This window comes from Micromonospora sp. WMMD812 (genome assembly GCF_027497215.1).
GTDB lineage: Bacteria > Actinomycetota > Actinomycetes > Mycobacteriales > Micromonosporaceae > Micromonospora.
The window spans coordinates 2798927-2822811 of sequence record NZ_CP114904.1; the positions used below are offsets into that span (position 1 = coordinate 2798927).

General features: G+C 74.7%; 22 protein-coding genes and 5 tRNA genes. 14 read left to right on the forward strand and 13 right to left on the reverse strand.

All coding sequences use genetic code 11. The features are described from left to right. The first annotated feature begins 254 nt into the window (after positions 1-254). Positions 255-1226, forward strand: a complete 972-nt coding sequence (locus tag O7603_RS12770) for a nitroreductase (protein ID WP_281575926.1) — start codon at positions 255-257, stop codon at positions 1224-1226. Positions 1227-1420: 194 nt separating this feature from the next. Here the strand turns inward: O7603_RS12770 and O7603_RS12775 are convergent, their stop codons facing one another. Continuing rightward, positions 1421-2425, reverse strand: coding sequence for an NAD-dependent epimerase/dehydratase family protein (locus O7603_RS12775; RefSeq protein ID WP_281575927.1), 1005 nt, complete (start codon positions 2423-2425; stop codon positions 1421-1423). 200 nt (positions 2426-2625) lie between these two features. On the opposite strand from O7603_RS12775, the gene O7603_RS12780 reads away from it, so the two are divergent. After that, entirely contained in the window at positions 2626-3483 is an 858-nt protein-coding gene (locus O7603_RS12780; RefSeq protein ID WP_281575928.1) for an alpha/beta hydrolase, read from the forward strand. Between the two features lie 25 nt (positions 3484-3508). On the opposite strand, the gene O7603_RS12785 is transcribed toward O7603_RS12780, so the two are convergent. Next, positions 3509-3583, reverse strand: a tRNA-Val gene (locus O7603_RS12785). Between the two features lie 50 nt (positions 3584-3633). Continuing rightward, positions 3634-3706: transfer RNA gene (locus O7603_RS12790), tRNA-Gly, on the reverse strand. A 153-nt stretch (positions 3707-3859) separates the two neighbouring features. Here O7603_RS12790 and O7603_RS12795 point away from each other — a divergent pair. Further along, on the forward strand, positions 3860-4129 hold the full coding sequence (locus O7603_RS12795) for a DUF6458 family protein (protein ID WP_281575929.1): 270 nt from the start codon (positions 3860-3862) through the stop codon (positions 4127-4129). Positions 4130-4231: 102 nt separating this feature from the next. Here the strand turns inward: O7603_RS12795 and O7603_RS12800 are convergent, their stop codons facing one another. Then, entirely contained in the window at positions 4232-5047 is an 816-nt protein-coding gene (locus tag O7603_RS12800) for an isocitrate lyase/phosphoenolpyruvate mutase family protein (RefSeq protein ID WP_281575930.1), read from the reverse strand. Between the two features lie 70 nt (positions 5048-5117). Here O7603_RS12800 and O7603_RS12805 point away from each other — a divergent pair, with 70 nt between their 5' ends. Then, complete coding sequence (locus O7603_RS12805) at positions 5118-6098, forward strand: helix-turn-helix domain-containing protein (RefSeq protein WP_281575931.1); 981 nt, start codon at positions 5118-5120, stop codon at positions 6096-6098. 44 nt (positions 6099-6142) lie between these two features. Here O7603_RS12805 and O7603_RS12810 read toward each other — a convergent pair whose 3' ends face one another. From O7603_RS12810 to O7603_RS12825, 4 genes are all read right to left on the reverse strand, one after another. Beyond that, a complete protein-coding gene (locus O7603_RS12810; protein ID WP_281575932.1) occupies positions 6143-6778 on the reverse strand; it encodes a YceI family protein in 636 nt (211 codons plus the stop codon). A 618-nt stretch (positions 6779-7396) separates the two neighbouring features. Further along, a tRNA-Val gene (locus O7603_RS12815) sits at positions 7397-7471 on the reverse strand. 23 nt (positions 7472-7494) lie between these two features. Then, positions 7495-7565 (reverse strand) — tRNA-Cys (locus O7603_RS12820). Positions 7566-7599: 34 nt separating this feature from the next. Beyond that, positions 7600-7672: transfer RNA gene (locus tag O7603_RS12825), tRNA-Gly, on the reverse strand. 298 nt (positions 7673-7970) lie between these two features. On the opposite strand from O7603_RS12825, the gene O7603_RS12830 reads away from it, so the two are divergent. The 3 genes from O7603_RS12830 to O7603_RS12840 all read left to right on the forward strand — a co-directional run bounded on the left by O7603_RS12830 (position 7971) and on the right by O7603_RS12840 (position 12358). Continuing rightward, positions 7971-8573, forward strand: coding sequence for a TetR/AcrR family transcriptional regulator (locus O7603_RS12830; protein WP_281575933.1), 603 nt, complete (start codon positions 7971-7973; stop codon positions 8571-8573). 90 nt (positions 8574-8663) lie between these two features. Further along, on the forward strand, positions 8664-9245 hold the full coding sequence (locus O7603_RS12835) for a TIGR03086 family metal-binding protein (RefSeq protein ID WP_281575934.1): 582 nt from the start codon (positions 8664-8666) through the stop codon (positions 9243-9245). Positions 9246-9430: 185 nt separating this feature from the next. Then, on the forward strand, positions 9431-12358 hold the full coding sequence (locus O7603_RS12840; protein WP_281575935.1) for a M36 family metallopeptidase: 2928 nt from the start codon (positions 9431-9433) through the stop codon (positions 12356-12358). Between the two features lie 87 nt (positions 12359-12445). Here O7603_RS12840 and O7603_RS12845 read toward each other — a convergent pair whose 3' ends face one another. Continuing rightward, complete coding sequence (locus O7603_RS12845; RefSeq protein ID WP_281575936.1) at positions 12446-13300, reverse strand: hypothetical protein; 855 nt, start codon at positions 13298-13300, stop codon at positions 12446-12448. 197 nt (positions 13301-13497) lie between these two features. Between O7603_RS12845 and O7603_RS12850 the strand changes: the two genes are divergently transcribed. From O7603_RS12850 to O7603_RS12870, 5 genes are all read left to right on the forward strand, one after another. Then, positions 13498-14166: a 50S ribosomal protein L11 methyltransferase gene (locus O7603_RS12850; protein WP_281575937.1), complete on the forward strand. Its 669-nt coding sequence runs from the start codon at positions 13498-13500 to the stop codon at positions 14164-14166. Positions 14167-14175: 9 nt separating this feature from the next. Next, positions 14176-15342, forward strand: a complete 1167-nt coding sequence (locus O7603_RS12855; protein WP_281575938.1) for a cytochrome P450 — start codon at positions 14176-14178, stop codon at positions 15340-15342. 159 nt (positions 15343-15501) lie between these two features. Beyond that, the gene (locus O7603_RS12860; RefSeq protein ID WP_281575939.1) at positions 15502-16377 is read left to right on the forward strand and encodes a polysaccharide deacetylase family protein; all 876 of its coding nucleotides are present in this window, start codon (positions 15502-15504) and stop codon (positions 16375-16377) included. Between the two features lie 92 nt (positions 16378-16469). Next, on the forward strand, positions 16470-17402 hold the full coding sequence (locus O7603_RS12865; RefSeq protein WP_281575940.1) for an ATP-binding cassette domain-containing protein: 933 nt from the start codon (positions 16470-16472) through the stop codon (positions 17400-17402). Beyond that, entirely contained in the window at positions 17399-18202 is an 804-nt protein-coding gene (locus O7603_RS12870) for an ABC transporter permease (protein WP_281575941.1), read from the forward strand. The genes O7603_RS12865 and O7603_RS12870 overlap by 4 nt, the downstream gene beginning before the upstream one ends. Before the next feature lie 44 nt (positions 18203-18246). Here O7603_RS12870 and O7603_RS12875 read toward each other — a convergent pair whose 3' ends face one another. The 4 genes from O7603_RS12875 to O7603_RS12890 are packed head-to-tail and all read right to left on the reverse strand — an operon-like array spanning position 18247 to position 22476. Beyond that, positions 18247-18927 carry a response regulator transcription factor gene (locus tag O7603_RS12875; protein WP_281575942.1) on the reverse strand — a complete coding sequence of 227 codons (681 nt, stop codon included), beginning with the start codon at positions 18925-18927 and terminating at the stop codon, positions 18247-18249. After that, positions 18924-20501, reverse strand: coding sequence for a histidine kinase (locus O7603_RS12880; RefSeq protein ID WP_281575943.1), 1578 nt, complete (start codon positions 20499-20501; stop codon positions 18924-18926). Before O7603_RS12880 ends, O7603_RS12875 begins: the two co-directional genes overlap by 4 nt. 54 nt (positions 20502-20555) lie before the next feature. Continuing rightward, complete coding sequence (gene bioD / locus O7603_RS12885; protein ID WP_281575944.1) at positions 20556-21284, reverse strand: dethiobiotin synthase; 729 nt, start codon at positions 21282-21284, stop codon at positions 20556-20558. Between the two features lie 55 nt (positions 21285-21339). Then, complete coding sequence (locus tag O7603_RS12890; RefSeq protein WP_281576679.1) at positions 21340-22476, reverse strand: 8-amino-7-oxononanoate synthase; 1137 nt, start codon at positions 22474-22476, stop codon at positions 21340-21342. 170 nt (positions 22477-22646) lie between these two features. Here O7603_RS12890 and bioB point away from each other — a divergent pair, with 170 nt between their 5' ends. Further along, positions 22647-23642 (forward strand): biotin synthase BioB, encoded by a 996-nt coding sequence (gene bioB, locus O7603_RS12895; protein ID WP_281575945.1) that lies wholly within the window; start codon positions 22647-22649, stop codon positions 23640-23642. A gap of 10 nt (positions 23643-23652) precedes the next feature. Continuing rightward, the gene (locus O7603_RS12900; RefSeq protein WP_281575946.1) at positions 23653-23880 is read left to right on the forward strand and encodes a hypothetical protein; all 228 of its coding nucleotides are present in this window, start codon (positions 23653-23655) and stop codon (positions 23878-23880) included. Positions 23881-23885: the final 5 nt, after the last annotated feature.

A 23885-nucleotide genomic window follows, 5' to 3' on the forward strand; every position in this document is an offset into this window, starting at 1 on the left:
TCGTTTCTACCCGCCGCCGCCCCGCGCCGCACGGGCCGAAGGTCCCGACCCGTCCGCCCGCCGCCGCGCGACACCGCACGGGCCGAAGGTCTCCGACCCGATGACCGGCGGCGGGTCGGTCGGTCCCGGTGGGACGGGACGTCCGGCCCTGCCCGCGCCCGTCGCCCCCGGCGCACCGTGGAACTGAACCAGCCGACCGGCGCACCACCGCCGGCCCGGTCGACCAGCTCGACGAGCTGCGAAGGAGCACCGCCATGGAGACCGGCTACACCACCGCGCAGCTGCGGGCCGCCGCCACGGACGCCGTCCGGGCACCCTCCCTGCACAACACCCAGCCGTGGCGGTTCCGGCTCCGCGACGGCGCGATCGAGGTGCTGGCCGACCCCACCCGCCGGCTGACGGCCACCGACCCGAGCGGCTGGGGCGTCCGGATCGCCTGCGGGGCGGCGCTGTTCAACCTGCGGCTCGCCCTCGCCGTGGCCGGCACGCCCGCCACGGTCCGGCTGCGTCCCCACCCGGCGGAGCCCGACGTGCTGGCCCGGCTGCGCCCCGACACCCCACGCCGGCCGACGCCCGCCGAGCAGTCCCTGTATGCCGCGATTCCCCGCCGGTTCAGCAACCGCGCGCCGTTCTGGCCCAACCCGGTGCCCGCCGACGCCCGCTGGCGGCTCGGCGAGGCGGCCCGGGCCGAGCAGTGCTGGCTGGAGCTGCTGATCGGGGTGAGCGCCGTCGCCGCGTTCGCCGAGATCGCCCGCGGCGCCCACCGGGTGCTCGAACGCGACCCGGCGTACCGGGCCGAACGCGAGGAATGGGTCCGCGCCGGAGACGCTCCCGACGGGGTGCCCGCCTCGGCGGGCGGACCGCGGGGCGAGCCGCACGACCCGCTGCCGTCCCGCGGGTTCGGCGGACGGGACCGGGCGCCCGGCCGGGACTTCGAACCGGAGCCGCTGGTGGCGGTGCTCGGCTCGACCGGCAACACCGCGATCGACCAGGTGGTCGCGGGGCAGGCGCTGCAGCGGGTGCTGCTGACCGCCACCGACGCCGGCTTGAGCGTGTCGATGCTGTCCCAGCCGATCGAGGTGCCCTCGGCGCGCGAGCAGCTGCGGCTGTCGCTCGGCCGATTCGGTACGCCGCAGATGGTGATGCGCGTCGGCTACGGCCAGCCCGGCGGACCGACCCCACGCCGCCCGGTCGCCGACGTGCTCGACCTGCCGGTGCCCCACTGACCCCCGCCGTCGGCGCCGGCGGACTCCCCTGCGGAGCCGGCGCAGGCAGACGGCCTCCGCCGTCGACGCCGGCGGACCGCCCCCGTCGGTCGGCCCGCCGGCTCGCGCGCGCCCGCGGCGGCCCGGCGCGGTCAGGCAGCCGAGCCGGAGTGGCCCGGGGCGGTCAGCAGTCGAGCCGGAGTGGCCCGGGGCGGTCAGGCGGCCTGGGTGGCGGCGAGCAGGGCCGCCTCCCGCGCCGGGTCCAGGCCGACCGGGGCCCGGGCCGGACGCCCAGCCCGCGGCGGCACGGTGCCCACCTCCCGCAGCCACCGCCAGGTGTCGGCGACCGTCTCGGCCACCGGCCGGCAGGTCAGCCCCGCGGTGTAGGCGCGCGTGACGTCGCGCTCCTGCAACCAGCGGTACTCGTGGCCCGGCGGCACCCAGAGCGGCAGGTCGTTCCACGGCATCACGCCGGCGGCCAGGATCGGCTCCGGCGCGGACCAGCGCAGCCGGGCGTCCGCCCCGGTCACCGCGACACACGCGTCGAGCAGCTCGCCCATCGTGGCGTGCCCGGTCCGGCTCACCACGTTGACCGCGCCGCCGAGCCCCGCCGAGCCCTGGTCGAGCAGCCACGACGCCAGGTCGCGCACGTCGATGTACTGCAGCGGCAGGTCGACCGGGCCGGGCGCCAGCACGTCGCCACCCCGGGCGACCCGCGTCAGCCACCACGGCAGTCTGCCGATGTCCTCCCCCGGGCCGAGGATCAGCCCGGCCCGGGCGAGCAGCGCGCGATCGCCGAACACCGCCCGGACCGCCCGCTCGGCCCCCGCCTTGTTCCGCGGGTAGTCGCCGTCCTCGTCGTCCGCGGCGCCGTCGACCACCGGCGCGTCCTCGTCCGAGCCCGGCTCGACCGGGTGGGCGTAGACCGAGCCGCTGGACACGTACACGTAGTGCCCGACCGAGGCGACCAGCGCGCGGGCGGCGTCGAACGCCGCCCGCGGCGCGCCGTCCCAGGTGTCCACCACCAGGTCCCACTCACCGCCGGCCAACGCCGCCAGACCGCCGGGTGCGGTCCGGTCACCCCGCAGCCGCCGTACGCCGTCCGGCGCCGCGCCGTGCACTCCCCGGTTGAACACCGTCACCGACCAGCCCCGGCGCACCCCCTCGGCGACCGTCGCCCCGCCCACGAATCCCGTACCACCCAGCACCAGCAGCCTCATGGGCTCCACAGTGCCGCGCGTCCACGAGACGCGGAACCGTGTTCAGCGCTGAGCGGATCTGCCGACAGCAGACAGCGCACCGTCGGCTGCCGAACGGAGGACCCGTCCGGCGGAAACGGACGCCCTGGCCAGGGCCCGTTGTTACGGTCGCCCTGACGAGCAGAGCACGTCGACCAGCCAGCGCAGAGAGGAGTTCCGCCATGACCCTTTCGGCCAGCCAGACCATCAGCCCGCGGTTCCGCGACATCGACGGCGTGTCGATCCGGTACGCCGAGAGCGCGGATCGGGACGACCACGCCCTGCTGCTCAACCCGTGGCCGGAGAGCCTGTTCGCCTTCCAGCAGATGTGGGCGCGGCTGGCCGAACGTGCCCATCTGGTCGCCATCGACCTGCCGGGCTTCGGGCACTCCGAGCGCCGCGACGACCTGCTGTCCCCGCGGGCCATGGGCGACTTCGTCGTACGCGTGGCGGACGCCTTCGGGCTCGACGCGCCGCACGTCATCGGCCCGGACGTCGGCACCGCGTCCGCGCTCTTCGCCGCCGCCCGGCATCCGGGCCGGCTGCGGAGTCTCGTCGTCGGCAGCGGAGGCGCGGCGGTCCCCCTCCAGTTGGGCGGGGCGCTCAAGGACTGGGTCGAGAACCCGGACCTCGACCACTTCCGCGACCTGGACCCGCGGACTGTCCTCGGCGCCACGCTCGGGACCATCAAGCGGTACGAGATTCCCGACGACGTACGCGAGGACTACCTCTCGGGGTACGACGGCGACCGGTTCGTGGAGTCCATGCGCTACGTCCGCACCTACCCCACCGAGCTGCCGATCCTGCGCGACTCCCTACCCGAGCTGCGGACGCCGGTCCAGATCATCGCCGGCGAACACGACCCGGCCGTGCCACCGGCCAACGCCGAGTTCCTCCACGAGCGGTTGCCCGCGAGCCGGCTCGACCTTCTCGACGCGGGACACTTCACCTGGGAGGAACGCCCGGACGAGTACGTGGCGCTGGTGCTCGACTGGTGGAACGGCGGGTACGAACGGGTCCGGTCGGCGGCCTCCCGCTGAGCCCGATCCGCCCCGTTTACATCGATGGTGGGCGATACTGGGTTTGAACCAGTGACCTCTTCCGTGTCAAGGAAGCGCGCTCCCACTGCGCCAATCGCCCGTGGTGGCCGCCCCACCCGGAGATCCGGGTGTCATGCCGGGCGGTTCGCGAGCGGACGACGGGACTCGAACCCGCGACCCTCACCTTGGCAAGGTGATGCGCTACCAACTGCGCTACGTCCGCGTGCCGCCCGCGTTCGCCGGCGACGGATGAACTCTACCCGATGCCAAGATCGCCCGGGCACGGCACCCGGCCGCCCGCGTGGTTGCGCTGGTCACCGTCGGGGTACAGAGGTCCTCGACAGCGCACCACATCCCCCAGGAGAAGGAGGCTGTCGTGGGTATCGGTACCAGCATCTTCCTGATCGCGGTCGGCGCGATCCTCACCTTCGCGCTCGACGCGAGCCTCGGCGGCATCAACCTCGACGTCGTCGGCTGGATCCTCATGGCGGCCGGCGTGCTCGGCCTCGTCATGACCACGATGATCTGGGGCCGCCGCCGCCGCGAGGTGGTCACCACCAGCGAGCCGGTGGAGTACCGCCGGGTCGAGGAGCCGGTGGAGTACCGCCGGGTCGAGGAGCGCCGGGACGTCGCCCCGCCGCTGTGACTCCGCTCGCCGGCGCCGGCCGGCGGAGCTGGACGGCCGCGGCCCGACCGCCCGCCGGGGCCGGCCACCTCACCCGAGGTGGCCGGCCCCGGCCGTGTCGGCTCAGCGCATCAGGGCGTTGAGCGCGCCGTAGTCGAGCGCATCGGCCAGCGCGCCGTACGTGCCGGCGCCCAGAGCCTCGTCCGCCGCCCGCCGCGCCACCCCGTACGCGGCCTCCGCGACCGACGAGCCCAGGCTCACCCGGGCCACCCCCAGCCGTGCCAGCTCGGACACCGTCGGGGCGCCCGGCCCGGCCAGCACGTTCACCGGCGCCGGCACCGCCGCCACCAGGTCACGGATGGTCGCCGGGTCGACCACCCCCGGCACGAAGATTCCGTCCGCGCCGGCCGTCAGGTAGGCGCTGGCCCGGGCCACCGTCTCGTCGACGCCCCCGGCACCGCCGAGGAACGTGTCGATCCGCGCGTTGACGTAGAGCGGCACACCGGCCGCGTCCGCCGCCGCGCGCACGGCGGCGATCCGGGCGCACTGGTCGGCCACGTCCCGCAGCGGCGGACCGGCGTCGCGCCGGGCGTCCTCGACGTTCACGCCGACGGCGCCGGCGGCGACGATCGCGCGTACGGTGGCGCCGACCTCCGCCGGAGTCGCCCCGTACCCGGACTCGATGTCCGCGCTGACCGGCAGCGACACCGCGGCGGCGACCCGGCGTACGAGATCGACGGCGGCGTCACGGCCGAGGGCGTCGCCGTCCGGCGCGCCGAGGCTCCAGGCGACGCCGGCGCTGGTGGTGGCCACCGCGCGGGCGCCGGCGGCCGCCACGATCCGGGCGCTGGCCGCGTCCCAGGCGTTGACGAGGACCAGCGGCGACCCGGGGGTGTGCAGGGATCGGAAGAGCTCAGCTCGGGTGTGGTGTTCAGTCACCCGGCAAGTCTCGGACGGCCCCGGCGGAAGCAGTAATGTTTCAGTTCCAGCTGAATCCACCGGGGGTGCCGTGGTCGCGATCGGCCTGTCGGCGGGTGCCGTCGCCCGCATCCGGTTCGCCGTCTCCTGCCTGTGGGAGGTGGTCGCGAGCGTCCGGGTGCTGCGCGATCCCGGGGACCACGCGGTCCACCTCCCCTGGGTCCGCCGTGTCCGCCCGCGGCTGGTCGAGGCCGGCCTGGTCGGCCCCGACGCCGGGCTGCTCTGGCACCTCGTTCCGGCCCCGCCCGGTTACCTGGCCGACTTCCTCACTCCGCCGCCCGCCGGCCTCAATCCCGACCTGGACGCCGAACTGGCCGCCCTGCGCGCCACCCCGGCCGGCACCGTCCGCGCCCACCTGGACCTCTATCCGGGCGAACGCACACCGGCGCTCACCGCCTTCTACGCCGACCCGGTGGCGGGCCTGCGCACGCTGGCCGCGGAGATCGAGGCGTACTGGCGTATCGCGCTGGCGCGCGACTGGCCGCGGCTGCGGCTGCTGCTCGACACCGAGGTCGCCGCCCGCGCCCGCCGGCTGGCCGAGGACGGTGCGGGCGGTCTCCTCAACGACCTGCACGAGCAGGTCCGGTGGGAGGACGACACCCTGCTGATCGCGCAGCGGCACTGTCTGGCCCCGGACGTCCCGGACGGGCCGGGACTGGTGCTGGTCCCGTCGGTCTTCGTGTGGCCGTCGGTGCTGAGCGTCTCCGCCGGGGACGCCCCGCAGCTCGCGTACCCGGCCCGGGGGCTCGGCACGCTGTGGGAACGCCCGGCCGGCACCGCGGACGCGCTGGCCGCAGTGATCGGCCGCGGGCGGGCCCGGCTGCTCGGTGAGCTGGCCGCACCGGTGAGCACCACCGAGCTGGCCCGGCGCACCGGCATGTCGCCGGGCGGGGTGTCCCAGCACCTGACCGCGCTGCGGGCGGCCGGCCTGGTGGTCACGCACCGGCGGGGCCGGGCGCTGCTCAGCGCCCGCACCGACCTCGCCGAGGCACTGCTCTCCGCCGCCGGCTGAGACCCGGCGCACGCGGCGGCGGACCGCGACGTGATGCCGTCGGGTCAGGACTGGCGGATCGCCTCGCCGGCGATCTCGATGCGCACGCTCTTGCCGACCAGCACGCCGCCGCCCTCCAGGGCGACGTTCCAGAGCAGGCCGTAGTCCTCGCGGTCGATCTCGGCTGTCGCGGTGAACCCGAAGATGTCCTGGCCGTAGGGGTCGGTGCGGGCGCCGCCGAACTCGACCTGGAGGTCGACGGCCCGGGTGACGTCCTTGATCGTCAGCTCGCCGTGGACCACGAACCGGCCCGAGGTGCGGGCCGCCTGCGGCGGCACATCGGCGCCGGGGCGGCGCCCCAGGCGGTTGCTGCTGCGCAACCGGGCCCAGTAGAAGATCGAGTCGGTCTCGTTCTGCGCGGTGACGCCGGTACTGCGGTACTCGAGCGTCGGGTAGCGCTCCACGTTGAGGAAGTCGGCACTCTTCAGGTGCACGTCCCGGTCGTCGTGCCCGGTGACGATGCTTCCCGACTGGATCGTGGCCGCCACCGACGAGCGCAGCGGGTCCTCACCCACGACGATCCAGGCGTTCGCCTCGGTGAACTCGCCCCGCACCGGACTCACCATCATGTGCCGGCCCACGAAACCGATTCGCCGGTGCGCCTGGTCAAGAAGATAGGTGCCGGCCGCCGGAATCGTCATGCCATCCCACGTCCGCGTGGCGGGACCCGTCATGTTGTGCGCCTTTCCTGAATTATCGGGGTCCGCCAATTCCTCGCCGTCGCCTGCCGCATTGGCCGCGGACACCCGCCCCCCGAAGCTCAGGATAGGACGTGTCGAGATCACCTACCGGGGCCCAGTAACCGCCCCGACAGGTGGTCGATCGCGGGTGCCGCCTCGGCTGCGAGCCCCGGCCGACGAGTCCGGATCGCGGCGATCCCCATGTCAGCAAAGGGATTCCGACCTACGCCGGACACGAGCCGGCTCAGCCGGCATCGATGCCGTTGGAATGGTTGTCGTCTGCGATGCGGATTGCCGGGTGAAGAATCTCACCGGGACCATCGGGCCCCAATGACCGGGCGGCCTCGGCCCTTTCTTTACCGCAATCGAATTGAGGTCGGCGCATTTCCTGTCGGGAAGGACGCGCCGAGGACGACGACCGTCACGGACGCCACACATGCGGTCGGTGGTCGGGGCGGGCGGATCACCCACCAACCGTCGCGGAGGCGGACTCGGAACCGGCGCGCCACCGTCGCCGCCAACGGCGACGGCTCGTCACCGGGAGATCCGGTAACGAGCCGCGTGGCCTGCTCAAACGTATGGTGGGCGATACTGGGTTTGAACCAGTGACCTCTTCCGTGTCAAGGAAGCGCGCTCCCACTGCGCCAATCGCCCGAGTCTGTGACTGTGCCTTACCGAGGTGGGGACGGGATTTGAACCCGCGTACACGGCTTTGCAGGCCGTTGCCTCGCCTCTCGGCCACCCCACCGAGGTTGCCCCCGTCATGCGTGGCGGCAGCTCCGAGCGGACGACGGGACTCGAACCCGCGACCCTCACCTTGGCAAGGTGATGCGCTACCAACTGCGCTACGTCCGCGTGTCATCGGCGTTCCCCGGTGACGGATGAGAACTCTAGCCGAGCCGGCGAACGGTTGCCAACTCGGGTGCCCCTGTCGGCGCGTCACCGTCCCGTTCGACCGGTTTTCTCTAGCGAGGCGACGAGCAGACGGCGCGTACAGCTTCCTAGGGGACTGGCTCGGATCCGGCCCGGTCGACCCGACGCGAAACGCACGGGCCAGGCAGACGGCAAAGTGTCCGGCTTCCGACTGTTGTCCCGCCGATCAGGGCCGATCGGTAACTGCCCGTGTTCATCGCGATGGGTTACGGTAACGGTCGTGACGAGACGTGCGGCCGAGATCCGCCTGGATGCCCTGCTGCGCACCGCCTGCGACGTGATCGCGGAACGCGGTCTGGCGAACACCCGGACGGCGGACGTCGCACAGGCCGCCGGAGTCAGCCAGGCCCTCGTGTTCTACCACTTCGCCACCAAGGAACGGCTGCTCGCCCAGGCCTTCGCCTACGCGGTCGACCAGGACCTGATCCGGCTGGACGCGGTGATGAACTCCCCCGCCCCGCCGTTGGTGAAGCTCCGGAAGATCATCAAGCTCTACACCCCGGCCGGGCGCCCGACATCCTGGTCGATGTGGATCGACGGCTGGTCCGAGTCGCTGCGCACTCCGGAGCTGGAGCGGATCTCCCGCCGACTGGACCTGCGCTGGCGGGAGGACCTCGCCGAGATCATCGCCGACGGGGTGCGCGACGGCACCTTCGACTGCGCCGACCCGGCGGGCGCCGCCTGGCGGATCAGCGCGGTGATGGACGGGCTGGCGGTTCAACTGGCGGTGCACGACCGGGTGATCTCACGACGGCAGTTCACCGAGTGGGTCCGCCTGGTCAGCGCCCGGGAGCTGGGGCTCGACCCGACCGAGCTCGACTGAGCGCCCCCCGGCGGCGACACCGGCACGCGCGACCCGACGAACCGGGCAAACCAGCTCACCCTGACCGGTCCGGCCGGAACAATCGGCGGCATGGACCTGCTGGAGACGTACCGCCGAAGCCTGGCCGAGTTCATCGACCGGGTGGACCAGGTCGGCCCCGGGCAGTGGTCGGAGCCGACCCCCTGCCCGGACTGGGACGTCCGGACGCTGGTCAACCACGTGGTGGGCGAGATCCGGTGGAGCGTCCCGCTGCTCGCCGGCCGCACCATCGCGCAGGTCGGCGACCGGTTCGAGGGCGACCAACTCGGCGCCGATCCGGCCGAGACCGCCCGCGACTCCGCGGCCCAGGCCGAGATCGCCGCCACCCGCCCCGGGGCGTTGGACCGGACCGTGCACCTCTCCGGCGGCGACACCCCGGCGGCCGAGTACCTGCACCAGTTGATCGCCGAGCACCTCGTCCACGGGTGGGACCTTGCCGTGGCGATCGGTGCCGACCCCCGTTTCGACGCCGACGCCGTACGCGAGTGCGCGCGCTGGTTCGCCGGGCGGGCCGAGGACTACCGGCGCGGGCAGCTGACCGAGCCGCCCGTGGACCAGCCCGCCGACGCCGACGAGCAGGACCGGCTCATCGCCGCCTTCGGCCGCGACCCGGACTGGGCGCCCGCCGACTGACCACCCCGGCACCGACCATCACCGACCCCGGGTCGGTGCGTTCGCTCTGCTCAAATGTGCCGCCGGGGCGGGTGCGGGCCTTGTCCCCCGGTGGAGCGGGCTGGTATCCACAGATGCGCATGCATCATCACCATGCTGCGCGGGCCGGCGGAGGGCCGGCCATCCCGCTCCCACGAGGAGGTCCCGTGCCACACCCGGAGTGGTCACCCTGGATGAGCCGGCGCCGACGCCGGCTCATCCCCGTCCTGGCGGCGACCGCGGTGGTCGCCGCGCTGCTGCCCACCGGCGTCAGCGCCGCCGCGCCGGCCGCCGGCCCGTCCGCGGAGCGGCACTCCGGCCCGTTCGCCGAGGGCCACCAGCACGCCGACGTCGACAACCGGGCCGGTACGGCGGCCCCGGACGCCCGGCAGCGCGGGCTCGCCCGCCAGGCCGACCCGTCCGTGCGGTGGAACAAGCTGGGCACGCCGCACGCGCTCGGCCCGGGCACCGCCCCGCTCGCCACCGGGCTGCCCGCCGACCCGGAGGCCGGCGCGCGCGCGTACCTCACCGCCAACCGTGACCTCTTCGGGCTGGACGCCGACGCGGTGTCCGCCATGGAGCGGGTGCTGGTCCGCCCGATCGGGAACGGCGCCGTGGTCACCCTCCGGCAGCGCTTCGGCGACCTGCCGGCCGGGCACGACGGCCTGGTCACCCTCGCGGTCACCGGTGGCCGGGTCATCTCGGTCAGCTCCTCGCTCTCCCGCGACTCCGCGGCCCCCGCGCCGGCCACCCTCACCGGAGACCAGGCGTACGCCGCGGCGCTCGCCGACGCCGGGCTGGACGCCTCCGGCGTGGCCAGCCACAGTGTCCGCACGGTGGCCGTACCGACGCCGCTGGAGGGGCCGCGCAGCGCGTACGAGGTGACCCTCATCGGGTCGGACACGGACCACCCGGCGGCGTTCACGACGTATGTCGACGGGATCACCGGGAAGGTGCTGGTCCGCGAGGACCTGGTCGACTTCGACTCCGACAACCCGAGCTGGGCGGTCTTCCCGGCCACCCCGCCGCGCGACCTCGGCCCGGGTCAGGACCCGCGGGTCCGCTGGTGCGGCGACCCAGCGCCGGGCTGCGCGGCGGCGTTCCGCGACCCGGCCAGCGGCAACCCGTGGGACGTCGACGTGGCCACCGACACGCCGACCTTCACCTCGCGGGGCAACTCCGCCAACACGGTGGTCTCGTGGGGCGCCGGCAGCCCGGTCGTGCCCGCCACGGCCAGCCCGGAGCGCCGCTACGAGTACCCGTTCACGGACCAGTGGCACCAGGCCAAGTGCAACCCGGAGGTCTTCACGTCGGCGCAGCGCAACGACGCGGACGCGGCGATCGGCAACCTCTTCGCCATGCACAACCGGATGCACGACTGGGCGTACCACCTGGGCTTCACCGAGTCGGCCTGGAACCTGCAGGCGGTCAACCTCACCCCGAACGGGCTGGGCAACGACGCCGAGCAGGGGCGGGCGCAGCAGGGCGCGCTGAGCGGCAACCGGAACAACGCCAACCAGGGCACGCCGCGCGACGGGCTGCCGCCGACCACCAACATGTACCTGTGGCAGCCGCAGGCCGGCGGGCCGTACCCGCCGTGCGTCGACGGCGACTACGACATGACGGTGATCGGCCACGAGTACACCCACGCGATCAGCAACCGGATGATCGCCGGCCCGGACAGCGGGATCGGCGGCCACCAGGGCGGGTCGATGGGTGAGTCGTGGAGCGACCTGCTCGCCGCCGAATACCTGTACCAGCACGGCCTGCGGGCTCCCGGCGAGACGCCGTTCATCACCGGCGGCTACGTCACCGGCAACCTGGTCAGCGGCATCCGCAACCACGACTTCAGCCGCAGTCCGTTGAACTACTCCGACGTCGGCTACAACACCGGCGGGCCGGCGGTGCACGCCGACGGTGAGATCTGGAGCGCGACGAACTTCCGGGTCCGCGCGGCGTTGGTGAAGCGGTACGGCCTCGGCACGCCGCAGCGGCAGCTGGAGTGCGCGCAGGGCACGGTGACGGCCGACAAGTGCCCGGGCAACCGGCGCTGGTCGCAGCTGGTCTTCGACTCGTTCCTGCTCCAGGCGGCGAGCCAGGTGAGCATGCTCGACATGCGCAACAACATGCTCACCGCCGACCAGCTCCGCTTCGGCGGTGCGAACCAGGACCTGATCTGGGCCGAGTTCGCCCGCTCCGGGATGGGCCGCGACGCCGCCACCAACGGCGCCGCGGACACCGATCCGACGCCGAGCTTCGCCGCCCCGCAGGGCGGCAACGCGACGTTCACGCTCCGGCCGCGGGGGGACAGCGCCGAGGCGCCGATCCGGCTCTACGTCGGGGCGTACGAGGCGCGGGCCACGCCGATCGCGGACACCGACCCGGCGACCGCGCTGCCGGACACGGTGGAGCTGGTGGCCGGCACGTACGACCTGCTCGCGGTGGCGCCCGGCTTCGGGCACCAGCGGCTCAGCGTGGTCGCCAAGGCCGGGCACGACGGGTACATCGACCTGCGGATGAGTCGTAACCTCGCCTCGACCGCGTCCGGCGCCACGATCAGCGGCGACGGGGTCAACCTGGACCGGCTCGCCGACGACACCGAGGCGACGAACTGGGCCTCCCTGGACGGGGTGACCGGAAAGCAGGTCACCGTGGCGCTGCCCGGCGACGCGCCGCAGGTGGTGAAGCGGGTGAACGTCAGTGGCATGCTGCGGCCCGCTCTCACCGGCGACGCCGACGCCGGCAGCCAGAACGCGCTCAGCGCGCTGCGGTCGTTCGCGGTGCTGGCCTGCAACGCGAAGACCACCGACTGCGCGAACCCGGCGAACTTCCGGCGCATCTACACCAGCGCGGACGACGCCTTCCCGGGCGGGGCGTACCGGGCGTACACCCGGGACATCAACCTGCGCTCGTTCCGGGTGCCCACCACCGTCGCCACCCACCTGCGGCTGGAGGTGCTGGACAGCCAGTGCACGGGCGGCCCGGCGTACGCCGGTGAGCAGGACGCCGACCCGGCGACCACGACCGACTGCGCGACGGCCAGCCCGGCGCGCACCCAGGTCCGCATCGCCGAGTTCCAGGCGTTCTCGAAGTGAACCCGGTCGGGGCCGGCGCCACCCGGCGCCGGCCCCGACCACCCCTCACCCGCCGACGCACCGGCCGGGCCGCCGGTTGGGCGTCGGTCACCAGCGGGTCGATCGCCACCGGTCGCGCGGGGCCGGCGTCTCCCAGCCCACGCCGACCGGCGGGGTGTCGCCCGTGCCCGCTTCTGCCGCCCGGGTCAGGTGCCGCATCCGCAGCAACAGCCCCAACCCCAGCGAGACGAGCAGCCCGCCCATCAGGAACGCGGCCTGCACCACACCGAAGCCCCCGGAGCGCGACGCCGGCCGGCCCGCGTCGGCCACCGGCGCCGCGGCGACGGTCTCCTCGGCGCCCGGCTCCTCGGCCGGCGGCGCGTCCTCGTCCGCGGCGGGTGCGGTGGGCTCCGGCGTCGTCCGCGTCGGCTTCGGCGCCGCGTCGCTCGGCGTCACCTCCGCGCCGACCACCGTACGGGTCGCCGTCTGCCGGGCCAGGAGCCGCAGCCCGGCGTCGTACGCCTCGGCGGCGAGGGTGACCCGGCCGTCGCCGACGTCCTCGGCGAACGCCAGCCGGTAGCGGGCGGTCACCGTCCGGTCCGGGCAGAGCGTGCCCGGGTCGAGCTGCCGGTCGGTAAGTCGGGCGACGTCGCCCTCGGTGCGGATGTCCAACGGGAACGACCCGGTCTCCTCGACCCGGTCGAGCCGCACCTGGTCCAGCCGGATGCCCTCCACCGTGAGCACCAGCGACCAGCGGACCTTCACGCAGCCGCCGCCGTCGGTCCGGGACACCACGGCGGAGACCGTCCGCACCTGGTCGCCGGCGGTGAAGCGCTCCGGCAGTCCGCTCAGCCGGGTGGCAAAGGCCGCCTGCGCCGGCCCGGCCAGGGCCAGCTCCACGCCGGTCAGGCAGGCCAGCACCACCGCGAGCCGCAGCGCGTACCGCCACACGTTCACCACCACCTCGCCTCTCCGCTTCCCTTCGGAACGCTAGAAGCGGGCGGGTGGGTCGACCAGACGGGTGTCTTCGCACCGGTCGGCAAGCACGGGGGCGGATTTCACCGACCGTGGTGAACCGGTCACCGATCCCCACCCCGCCCGGCGGTGGCTTCCTCGACCGTCCCGCGAGGTGGCCGCCCCCCGTCAGGGAGAATCGCCGGGTGTCCGAGCTCTCCACCACCTTCGTCCGGCTGCACGCCCGCCTCGCCCCGGTGGCGTTCGTCCCCGAGGTACGGCTGCACCAGGCGGACGAGCCCATCGGGCTCTGGGAGCTCACCGAGGGTGAGTTCCGCAGCGACCGGCCGCCGCCGTTCTGGGCCTTCGCCTGGGCCGGCGGTCAGGCGCTGGCGCGTTACGTGACCGACCACCCGGAGCTGGTCGCCGGCCGCCGGGTGCTCGACCTCGCCTCCGGTTCCGGTTTGGTCGCCATCGCCGCCGCCCGCGCCGGCGCGGCGGCCGTCCGCGCGGTCGAGGTGGACGAACTGGCGGTGGCCGCCGTCGCGCTCAACGCCGAGGCCAACGGGGTACGCGTGTCCGCCGAGTACGGCGACATCCTCGACGGCGACGCCGGCGACGTGGACGTGGTGCTCGCCGGCGACGTCTTCTACAGCGAGGCGATGGCCAAGCGGATGCTGCGGTTCCTGCTGCGGGCCACCCGGGCCGGCGCCGCGGTGCTGGTCGGCGACCCCGGCCGGGCGTTCCTGCCCCGGGACCGCTTCGACGAGCTGGCCGCCTACGACGTGCCGGTCCCCCCGGCGCTGGAGACCGTACGCGTGAAGCGCACCACGGTCTGGCAGCTGCGGCCCGGCCTGCCGAAGGCCGCCGACTAGCGTGTCGGCGTGCTGTTCCGCAGCTGGGCGCAGGTCGCCGACACCAGGTGGCCGGACGTGGCCCGGGTGGCGGACCACGTCGGCGTAAAGCATCTCGTGGTCACCCGGCACGCGCTGGTTCGCCAGGTGCTCACCGACCCGGTCACGTTCCGGCCGGACAACGCGCTGGACGCGGTGACCCCGATGCCGGTGACGGCCCTGCGGGTGCTCGCCGGGCACCGGTTCCGGCTGCCGCCGACGCTGGCGAACAACTCCGGCGCCAGCCACCCGGAGATCCGGGCGATCGTCGCCGACGCGCTGCACCCGTCCCGGGTCGACGCGCAGCGGCCCTGGCTGACCGCGCTGGTGCGGGGCAGGGTCACCCGGCTCGCCGCGACGCTGGACGGCGGCGAGCCGATCGACCTCTACGCGGAGCTCGCCGCCGACCTGCCGCTGCTCGTGCTGGCCCGGCTGGTCGAGCTGCCGGACGCGCCGGTCGGCGCGGTCAAGCAGTTCGCCCGGGCGGCCCTGGAGCTGTTCTGGGCGCCGCTGGACGCCGACCGGCAACTGGCGCTCGCCACCGAGGTCGGCAGCTTCCACCGGGTGCTGCGCGACTTCGCGGCCACCGGCGGCGGGCTGGCCGCCCGGCTGCGCGCGGCCGGGCATCCGCCGGACGTGGTCGTCGGCGCGCTCTTCTTCCTGCTGGTGGCCGGGCAGGAGACCACCTCGCAGTTCCTCACTCTGCTGCTGCACCGGCTGGCCGGTGAGCCGGCCGTGCGGGCCGGACTGCGCACCGGCGAGGTCCCGGTGGCCGACGTGGTGGAGGAGGGGCTGCGGCTCGAACCGCCGATCGTCACCTGGCGCCGCGTCGCGGCGGTGGACACCACGCTCGGCGGTACGGCGGTGCCAGCGGGCACCAGCGTCGTGCTCTGGCTGGCCCGGGCCGGCCGCGACCCGGAGACCGTCGACGCGCCCGACGAGTTCCGCCCGGGCCAACGCGGATCCCGCCGGCACCTGGCCTTCGGGGCGGGCGCGCACCGCTGCGTCGGCGACGTGCTGGCCCGGATGGAGGCGGCCGTCGTGGTGACCGAGGCCGCGCCGCTGCTGGACGGGGTGACGGTGGTCCGTCCGCCCTGGTGCCCGGACAACCTCACCTTCCGGATGCCCGACGCCTTCGTCATCCGCCGCACCGCATAGGCGGCCCACCTCGCACAGGCGGCGCCGCGCGGGGTCGGCGAGCTCCCGGCCGAACCGTGGAGTGGCCCACCGCACGGTCGTCGGGTAGCGCGACCAGGGCGGCGGGAGCACCAGGGCGGGCTGCACGCGTCCTCACCTTCGCCGGATAGGTTTCCCGACGTGCCGTCGACTCCTCGCCGCATCCTGGCCGCCGCGTGCCCGCTACTGGTTCTCCTGGCGCTGAGCGCCTGCTCGGCCGCGCACCGGCCCCGGCTCATCGCCCCGCACGCGGCTCACCAGCCGAACCCGTCCGCCTCGCCGCCGGCCACCGCCGAAACGACGCCCTCCGGGACACCGTCGACGTCGCCGTCGGGGAAGCCCGCGCCGAAGAGTCTGGCCTGGTACCTGTCCCAGGTGCCGGCCTTCCCCGACGCCCCGGCACCGCAGCCGGTGCAGCCGTCGCCGCCGGCCGCGAGCGGCTCGGCCCCGTTCTGGTTCCGGTTGCCGACCGAGCAGAAGGTCGCCTTCATCACCATCGACGACGGAGCGCTGGCCCGCCCGCCCGCGGCGATCGACTTCATCCGGGACGCGCACTTCCCGGTCACCCTGTTCCTGAACTCACCGGCGGCGGAGGCGCACACCGACTACTTCCGGCAGATCGAGGCGGCGGGCGGGGTCGTGGCGAACCACACGATCACGCACACGTCACTGGCGGGCAGGTCGTACGCCTTCCAGAAGCACGAGATCTGCGGGTCGGCGGACAAGCTGGAGCAGCTGTTCGGCAAGCGACCGACCCTGTTCCGCCCCCCGTTCGGCAACCGGGACGCGACCACCCTGCGGGCCGCGCACGACTGCGGCATGAAGGCGGTCTTCCACTGGACCGAGACCGTCGACAAGGGGATCGTGCGCTACCAGACGCCGGAGAAGGTGGTGAAGCCCGGCGACGTGCTGCTGATGCACTTCCGGCCGGCGCTCATGGACGACCTCCTCGCGGCGTTGAAGGCGATCCACCGGGCCGGCCTCACCCCGGCGCTGCTGGAGGACTACGTGGCGTGACGGGCCCGCCGACGCCGGCCTGACGAAAGTCAGGGTGGGGCGATGCCGTTCGGGCGCGGCGCGCGGACGGTCCGCGCGCCTAGCGTCAGCGCATGATCACATTACGTGGGTTGACGAAGCGGTTCGGAGCGACGACCGCGGTCGACGCCCTGACCGTCGACATCGCACCCGGCCGGGTCACCGGGTTCCTCGGCCCCAACGGCGCCGGCAAGTCCACCACCATGCGGATGATCCTCGGCCTGGACCGCCCGACCGCCGGGCAGGCGCTGGTCGGCGGGCGGGCGTACCGGGACCTGCGCCACCCGCTGTACGAGGTCGGCGCGCTGCTCGACGCGAAGGCCATCCATCCGGCCCGGTCCGGGCGGGCGCACCTGCTGGCGATGGCCCGCAGCAACGGCGTCCCGGCCCGCCGGGTCGACGAGGTGCTCGCCGTCGTCGGCCTCGACGACCGGGCCGCGGCGAAACCGGGGCGCACGCTCTCCCTCGGCATGGGCCAGCGACTCGGGATCGCCGGCGCGCTGCTCGGCGACCCGGCGGTGGTGATGTTCGACGAGCCGGTGAACGGGCTCGACCCGGACGGCGTGCGCTGGGCGCGGGAGCTGATGCGGTCGCTGGCCGACGAGGGACGGACCGTCTTCGTGTCCAGCCACCTGATGACCGAGATGCAGCTCACCGCCGACCAACTGGTGGTCATCGGCCGGGGCCGGCTGCTCGCCGACGCACCGATCCACGAGGTCATCGCCGGCAGCGCGGTCGCGGTCCGGGTACGCAGCCCGCACCCGGCCGGCCTGGCCGCGCTCGCCGAGCGGCTCACCGCGACCGGGGTCACCGTCGAGCCGGTCGCCCCGGACGAGCTGACGGTCACCGGGGCCACCGTCGACCGGGTCGGCGACGTGGCGTACGAGCTGGGGCTGCGGTTGCACGAACTCAGCTCGCACGGCGCGTCGCTCGAGCAGGCCTTCATGGAGTTGACCGCCGACAGCGTCGAGTACGCCGGCGCCCGGACCGGAGGCGGAGCCCGATGACCGCCGTCCTCCCCCGCACCCGTCCCGCCACCCGATCCGGTGGCTTCGCCGGCGCCGTCGCCGCCGAGTGGACCAAGCTCTGGTCGGTGCGCGGCACCTGGTGGACCCTGCTGGCCGCGGTGCTGCTGACCGCCGCCGCCGCCGGGCAACTGGCGATCTACGCCGCCAACGCCAACACCAACGACGACCCGGCCGACGACGCCGGGATCGTCACCGTCGGCAGCATCCTGATCGGCTCGATGGAACTCACCCAGTACGCCGTCCTGGCGCTCGGCCTGCTCGCCATCACCAGCGAGTTCACCAGCGGCACCATCCGTACGACGTTGCAGTGCACGCCGTCGCGGGGCCGCGTACTGCTGGCCAAGGCCGTAGTGGCCGGGACCGTGACCTTCCTCGCCGGCCTGTTGCTCGGCGGGGTCGGCGCGCTGGTGGCCCGACCGGCGCTCGGCCGGTGGGGCACGGCCCCGGTGGCCGGTACGGCCCGGGACGTGCTGGCGGTGGCCGCCTACCTGGCGCTGGTCGGGGTGCTGGCCCTCGGCCTGGGCGCCGCCCTGCGCAGCGCGGTGCTCACCCTGACCGTGCTCGTCGCCACCCTCATGATCGTGCCGCTCTCGCTCCAGGAGCCGGACATCGCCGTGCTCAACCGGATCGCGGACGGCTTCCCCGGAGTCGCGGGCGGGCACTTCCTGGCCGGGGACACCGACCCGTACCCGCCGATCGTGGGACTGCTGCTGCTCGCCGCTTGGGCGGCCGCCGCGCTCGCGCTCGGCCGGGCCGCGCTGCGCCGCCGGGACGCCTGAGGGCGTACCCACCGGGACCCCGGGGCATCGCCCCGGGGTCCCGGTCACTCCTCGACCAGCCCCGCCTCGTACGCCACGATCGCCGCCTGCACCCGGTTGCGGACGTCCAGCCGGGTGAAGATGCTGGTCAGATAGGTCTTCACGGTCCCCTCGACCAGATACAGCCGACGGGCGATCTCCGCGTTGGACAACCCGGCGCCGACCAGCGCCAGCACCTCCCGCTCCCGGTCGGTCAGCCCGGCCGTGCGGTCCCGGGCCACCGGACGCCGGGCCAGCCGCCCACCGCCCAGCTCGATCACCCGGCGGGCCACCCGCGGCGAGAGGTACGCGCCGCCGTCGGCGACCGCGTGCACCCCGGCGATCAGCTCGCGCGGATCGCCGGACTTGAGCAGGAAGCCGCTCGCCCCGTGCCCGAGCGCCCGGGCGATGAAGTCGTCCTCGCCGAACGTGGTGAGCATGACCGTGGCGGTCTGCGGCACCAGCCGGCGGATCTCGGCGGCCGCGCTCAGCCCGTCCAGCCTCGGCATCCGGATGTCCAGCAGGGCGACCCGCGGCCGGTGCGCCCGGACCGCCTCGACCGCCGCCCGGCCGTCGCCCGCCTCCGCCACCACCTCGATCCCCGGGTCCGCGGCCAGGATCGCCCGGACGCCGGCCCGGATCATCGCCTCGTCGTCGGCGAGGACGACGCGGACCGGGCCGGCCCCGGCGGTGTCGATGCTCGTCACTGGTCGATCTTCTCCTTGCTGACCAGGCGACCGTCCGCGAAGCAGAGCCGCCAGGTCGGCTGGGCCAGCGGGAAGTTGCCGTCGGTGTAGTACTCGCAGCCGGCCGGGTCGACCCCGACGGGCCGGTCGAGCTGCCGGCGGGGCAACCCCGCCAGGTCACCGCGGGACGCGCCCACCGGCATCCCCTCGAACGTCTGCTGGTCGAGCACCGTGCCCGCCGTCGCCACCGGGTAGTAGACGAGCGACAGCACCAACCCGAGCCCGGCCGGCGCGCCCAGCGCCACCAGCAGGCTGCGCCGGACCCGCCGGCGCGCGTCGTGCAGCCGCCGCGCGGCGTCGGCGGGCCGCTCCGGAGCCGCCCCGGGCTCGTCGGCCGGTTGCCGGGCATCGGGCAGCGACCGGGCGACGCCGGGTGGCGAAATGGTGACCGGCAGCGAGGCCCGCACCGCGAAGCCACCGTCGGCCCGCGGGCCGGCGTCGAGGGTCCCGCCGGCGAGGCGTACGCGCTCCGCGAGCGCCAGCAGGCCACTGCCGTGCGACGGTGGGGCCGGCAGCGGGCCGGCCGGCGGCGGGGCGTTGACCACGGCCACCTCGACCCGGTCGCCGGCGCGGGTCAGGCGCACGTCGACCGGGGCGCCGGGGGCGTACCGGGCCGCGTTGGTCAGCGCCTCGCGGACCACCCGGTGGGCGGCGTGGCCGGCGAGCGCCGGCAACTCCTCCGCGTCCGGGGCGGCGGCGAGCCGTACCGCCATGCCCGCCTCCCGGGCGCCGTCGACCAGCTCGGCGACCGTCTCGTTGGACGGGCGGGTGAGGCTGGACCCGCCCTCCTCGCGGAGCAGACCGATGATCTCGTGCAGTCGTTCGGTGGCGGCGGCGACGCTGGCCCGCAACTCCCCCGCCGCGGCCCGGTGTCCGGCGTCGAGGTCGGCGGCGACCTCCAGGGCGGCGGCGCGCAGCGCGATGAGGCTGAGGTCGTGGCCGAGCGAGTCGTGCATCTCCTGCGCGATGCGGGCCCGCTCGCGCAGCCGGATCCGCTCGGCGGCGCCGCGCTCCTCCCGGACCAGCGCGTCGGCGTGCCGGCGGCCGGCCTCGGCCAGCTCCTGCTGCTGCCGCCGGTACCGGCCGACCAGCCACGGGAACACCCCGGCGAAGAGCAGCACCGACGCGAGCAGGAACCAGGTGGCCGCGCCGGTGCCGAGCAGCCCCAGGTTCAGTGCCGTGCCACCCGCGGCGATCAGGGCGAAGATGACGGCGGCCGGACCCGCGCCGGCGCTACGCCGCCCGGTGAGGTAGCTGAACACCGGGATCGCGAAGACGAAGTTGCCGTCGACGAGCGAGCCGAGCACCACCAGCACCAGAGCGGCCGGCGGGCGGCGGCGGCTCACCGCCACCGCCGCGGCGAGCAGCAGCAGCCCGCCGGCGAGCAGCGTGAGCGAGCGCCACGAGTAGGGCGGAGTCATCCGCGCATACCCGACCGGCGCGGCGACCACCGCCCAGAGCAGCACGTCACGCACGAGGGCGGGCCGGGCGGCCATCGTCCGCCGGGCCGCGCGCACCCACCGCCACCTGGTCACGGCGGCCAGGCTACCCACCGGCGACCGGCGGAGGCACCGACGAAAGTCAGGTGTTCAGCCGATCTCCTCGGCCCAGGCCCGCCAGTCGTCCAGCACTCCGTGCAGCGCCGGAGTGAGCCAACCCGGCGCGGACCGCCGGAACACCCCGGGATCCATCGCGCCGGCGCCGGTCGGCAGCGCGCCGAGCAGGTTCGGCACCAACTCGCTGAGGTTGGTCCAGTGCACCAGCTCCGGCGCGGTCGGCCAGGCGCCGATCACCACCCCGGCGGGCACCGCGCGGCGGTCGAGCGCCTCCAGGGTCAGCGCGGTGTGGTTGAGCGTGCCCAGCCCGGGCCGGGTCACCACCACCGCGGGCGCGCCGAGCGACACGGCCAGGTCGGCCACCGTCCAGGGCTCCCCCGACGGGCGCAGCCCCATCGGTACGAGCAGCCCCCCGGCCCCCTCCACCAGCACCAGGTCGTGCTTGTCCGCCTCCTCGCGGACCGCGTCGACCGCGGTGTAGAGCTCCAGCGGCTCCAGCTCCGCGACCCGGGCCGCGGTGAGCGGGGCGAGCGGGTCCGGGAAGCTGGCCAGGGTCCGGCCGGTCAGCGGGGCGGCCAGCCGCTGCACCGCGTCCACGTCGCCGGGCTCGCCGGTCGCCGTGCCGGTCTGGCCCGGTTTGATCACGGCCACCCGCAACCCGGCGGTCTGCGCGGCGGCGGTGATCGCCGCGGTCACCACCGTCTTGCCCACCTCGGTGTCGGTGCCGGTCACCACCACCGTTCCGCGCCACGGCACGCTCATGGCGTCACCTCTGTTCGCGACTGCGGGGCTCGCAGACCCGGCTCACTCCTCGCGCTCACGGGGCACACTCCACGATGACGTCCAGCGCCCGCTCGAAGTCCGTCCGGGGCACGCCGGCGTTGACGGTCAGCCGAAGGCGGGACCGGGTGTCCGGGGTGGACGGCGGGCGGAAGCACCCGACCGCGACCCCGCAGTCGCGGCAGTCCGCGGCCCACGTCGTCGCCGCCTCCGGCCCCGGCGCGGTCACCGAGATTACCCCCGCGTCGGGGGTGGAGACGGTCAGGCCGGCGGCGCGCAGCCGGGCTACGGCGAGGGCGGCCCGCTCGGCCAGTTCGGCGCGGAGGTCGTCGCCGGCGCGGGCCAGGCCGACCGCGGCGTGCACGCCGGCGGCGACCGCGGGCGGCAGCGCGGTGTCGAAGATGAACGTCCGGCCGGTCTCGACCAGGTGCCGGACGAACTCCTCCGGGCCGGCGACCAGCCCGCCCGCCCCGCCGAGCGCCTTGGACAGGGTGGCGGTCACCACCACGTCGGGCTGGCCGGCCAGCCCGGCCGCGGCGACGGCGCCCGCGCCGGACGGCCCGGTCACGCCCAGCGCGTGCGCGTCGTCGACCAGCAGCAGCGCGCCGTAGCGGCGGGCGACCTGGTGCAGCCGGGCGAGCGGGGCGAGGTCCCCGTCGACCGAGAAGACCGACTCGGTGACCACCACGGCCGGCCGGCCGGGCGCGACCGCGAGGGCGGCGGCCACCGCGGTCACGTCGGCGTGCGGGGTGACCACCGTCTCCGCGCCGGAGATCCGGCAGCCGTCGATCAGCGAGGCGTGGTTGTGCGCGTCGGAGACGAGCAGCGTACGGGGTTGCACGAGGGCGCGGAGCGCCCCGAGGTTGGCCAGGTAGCCGGAGGAGAAGACCAGCGCCCGGTCGGTGGCGAGCCAGTCGGCCAGCCCGTCCTCCAGCGCGTGGTGCGCGTCGGTCGAGCCGCGCACCAGCCGCGACCCGGTCGCCCCCAGCCCGTACGCCGACAGCGCCCGACCGGCGGCGGCGGTGACCTCGGGGTGGGTGGCGAGGCCGAGGTAGTCGTTGCCGGCCAGGTCGGTGACAGTCTCACCGGCCGCGCGCGGGTGCAGCCGCCGGGTCAGCCCGGCCTTGGCCCGCAGCTCGGCGCGGCGGTCGAGCGCCGCCAGCCAGTCCGCCACCGTCACCCCCCACGCCGATCCTCCGCCGGGCGAAGTTACCACCCGCCCGGAACGCCCTGGTACATGCACTCGGGCGGTCTTGACCTCAACCTCGGTCCAGCCCGTGGGGTTGCGCTCACCGGCGGGCGCGGCCATTTCTCGCGGTCAGGGGGCCTTGTAGGGTACGAGCCATGCCAGAGATCCTCGACCAGGCCCGTACCCAGGTCCTGGGTGACGGCGTCGGCCTCGACCAGGCCGGCGTCCTCGCCGTGCTGAACCTGCCCGACGAGCACCTGCCCGCCGCCCTCCAGCTCGCCCACGAGGTGCGGATGGCCTGGTGCGGCCCGGAGGTCGAGGTCGAGGGGATCGTGTCCCTGAAGACCGGTGGTTGCCCGGAGGACTGCCACTTCTGCTCCCAGTCGGGCCTGTTCACGTCCCCGGTGCGCTCGGTCTGGCTGGACATCCCCTCGCTGGTCGAGGCGGCGAAGCAGACCGCGGCGACCGGGGCGACGGAGTTCTGCATCGTGGCCGCTGTGCGCGGCCCGGACGCCCGGCTGATGAAGCAGATGCGCGAGGGCGTGGCCGCGATCAAGGCCGAGGTCGACATCCAGGTCGCCGCGTCGCTCGGCATGCTCACCCAGGAGCAGGTCGACGAGCTGGTCGACATGGGCGTGCACCGTTACAACCACAACCTCGAGACCTGCCGCTCCCACTTCCCCAACGTGGTCACCACGCACAGCTGGGAGGAGCGGTGGGAGACGCTGCGGATGGTCCGCGACTCCGGCATGGAGGTCTGCTGCGGCGGCATCCTGGGCCTGGGCGAGACCGTCGCGCAGCGGGCCGAGTTCGCCGCGCAGCTCGCCGAGCTGGACCCGCACGAGGTGCCGCTGAACTTCCTCAACCCCCGCCCGGGCACCCCGCTCGGCGACCAGCCGGTGGTGGAGGGCAAGGACGCGCTGCGGGCCATCGCCGCGTTCCGGCTGGCGATGCCGCGCACGATCCTCCGGTACGCCGGCGGCCGCGAGATCACCCTCGGCGACCTGGGCACCCGCGAGGGCCTGCTGGGTGGCATCAACGCGGTGATCGTCGGCAACTACCTGACCACCCTGGGCCGGCCGGCCACCGAGGACCTGGCCCTGCTGGACGACCTGAAGATGCCGGTCAAGGCGCTCTCCGCGACGCTGTGAGGGGCTGCTGGTGACGGATGCTGCGGGGCTGGCGGTGCCGAACGGCGCGGCACCGGCGCCGACCTGGTGCGACCGCTGCGGTGCGGCCACCGCGCTCGGCGGGCACGACGCGTGCGGCCGGGCACGGGCACTGGAGCCACCGCGGTTCTGCGCGCACTGCCGTCGTCGGATGAAGGTGCAGGTGCTGCCGGTCGGCTGGTCGGCGGTCTGCGTCGAGCACGGCGAGATCCGGGGCTGAGCCCG

Coding starts and splice junctions, on each gene's coding strand:
- O7603_RS12770 (WP_281575926.1), top strand. CDS start 255: ATGGAGACCGGCTACACCACCGCGCAGCTGCGGGCCGCCGCCACGGAC.
- O7603_RS12775 (WP_281575927.1), bottom strand. CDS start 2,425: ATGAGGCTGCTGGTGCTGGGTGGTACGGGATTCGTGGGCGGGGCGACG.
- O7603_RS12780 (WP_281575928.1), top strand. CDS start 2,626: ATGACCCTTTCGGCCAGCCAGACCATCAGCCCGCGGTTCCGCGACATC.
- O7603_RS12810 (WP_281575932.1), bottom strand. CDS start 6,778: ATGACGATTCCGGCGGCCGGCACCTATCTTCTTGACCAGGCGCACCGG.
- O7603_RS12835 (WP_281575934.1), top strand. CDS start 8,664: ATGGACCTGCTGGAGACGTACCGCCGAAGCCTGGCCGAGTTCATCGAC.
- O7603_RS12865 (WP_281575940.1), top strand. CDS start 16,470: ATGATCACATTACGTGGGTTGACGAAGCGGTTCGGAGCGACGACCGCG.
- O7603_RS12870 (WP_281575941.1), top strand. CDS start 17,399: ATGACCGCCGTCCTCCCCCGCACCCGTCCCGCCACCCGATCCGGTGGC.
- bioD (WP_281575944.1), bottom strand. CDS start 21,284: ATGAGCGTGCCGTGGCGCGGAACGGTGGTGGTGACCGGCACCGACACC.
- bioB (WP_281575945.1), top strand. CDS start 22,647: ATGCCAGAGATCCTCGACCAGGCCCGTACCCAGGTCCTGGGTGACGGC.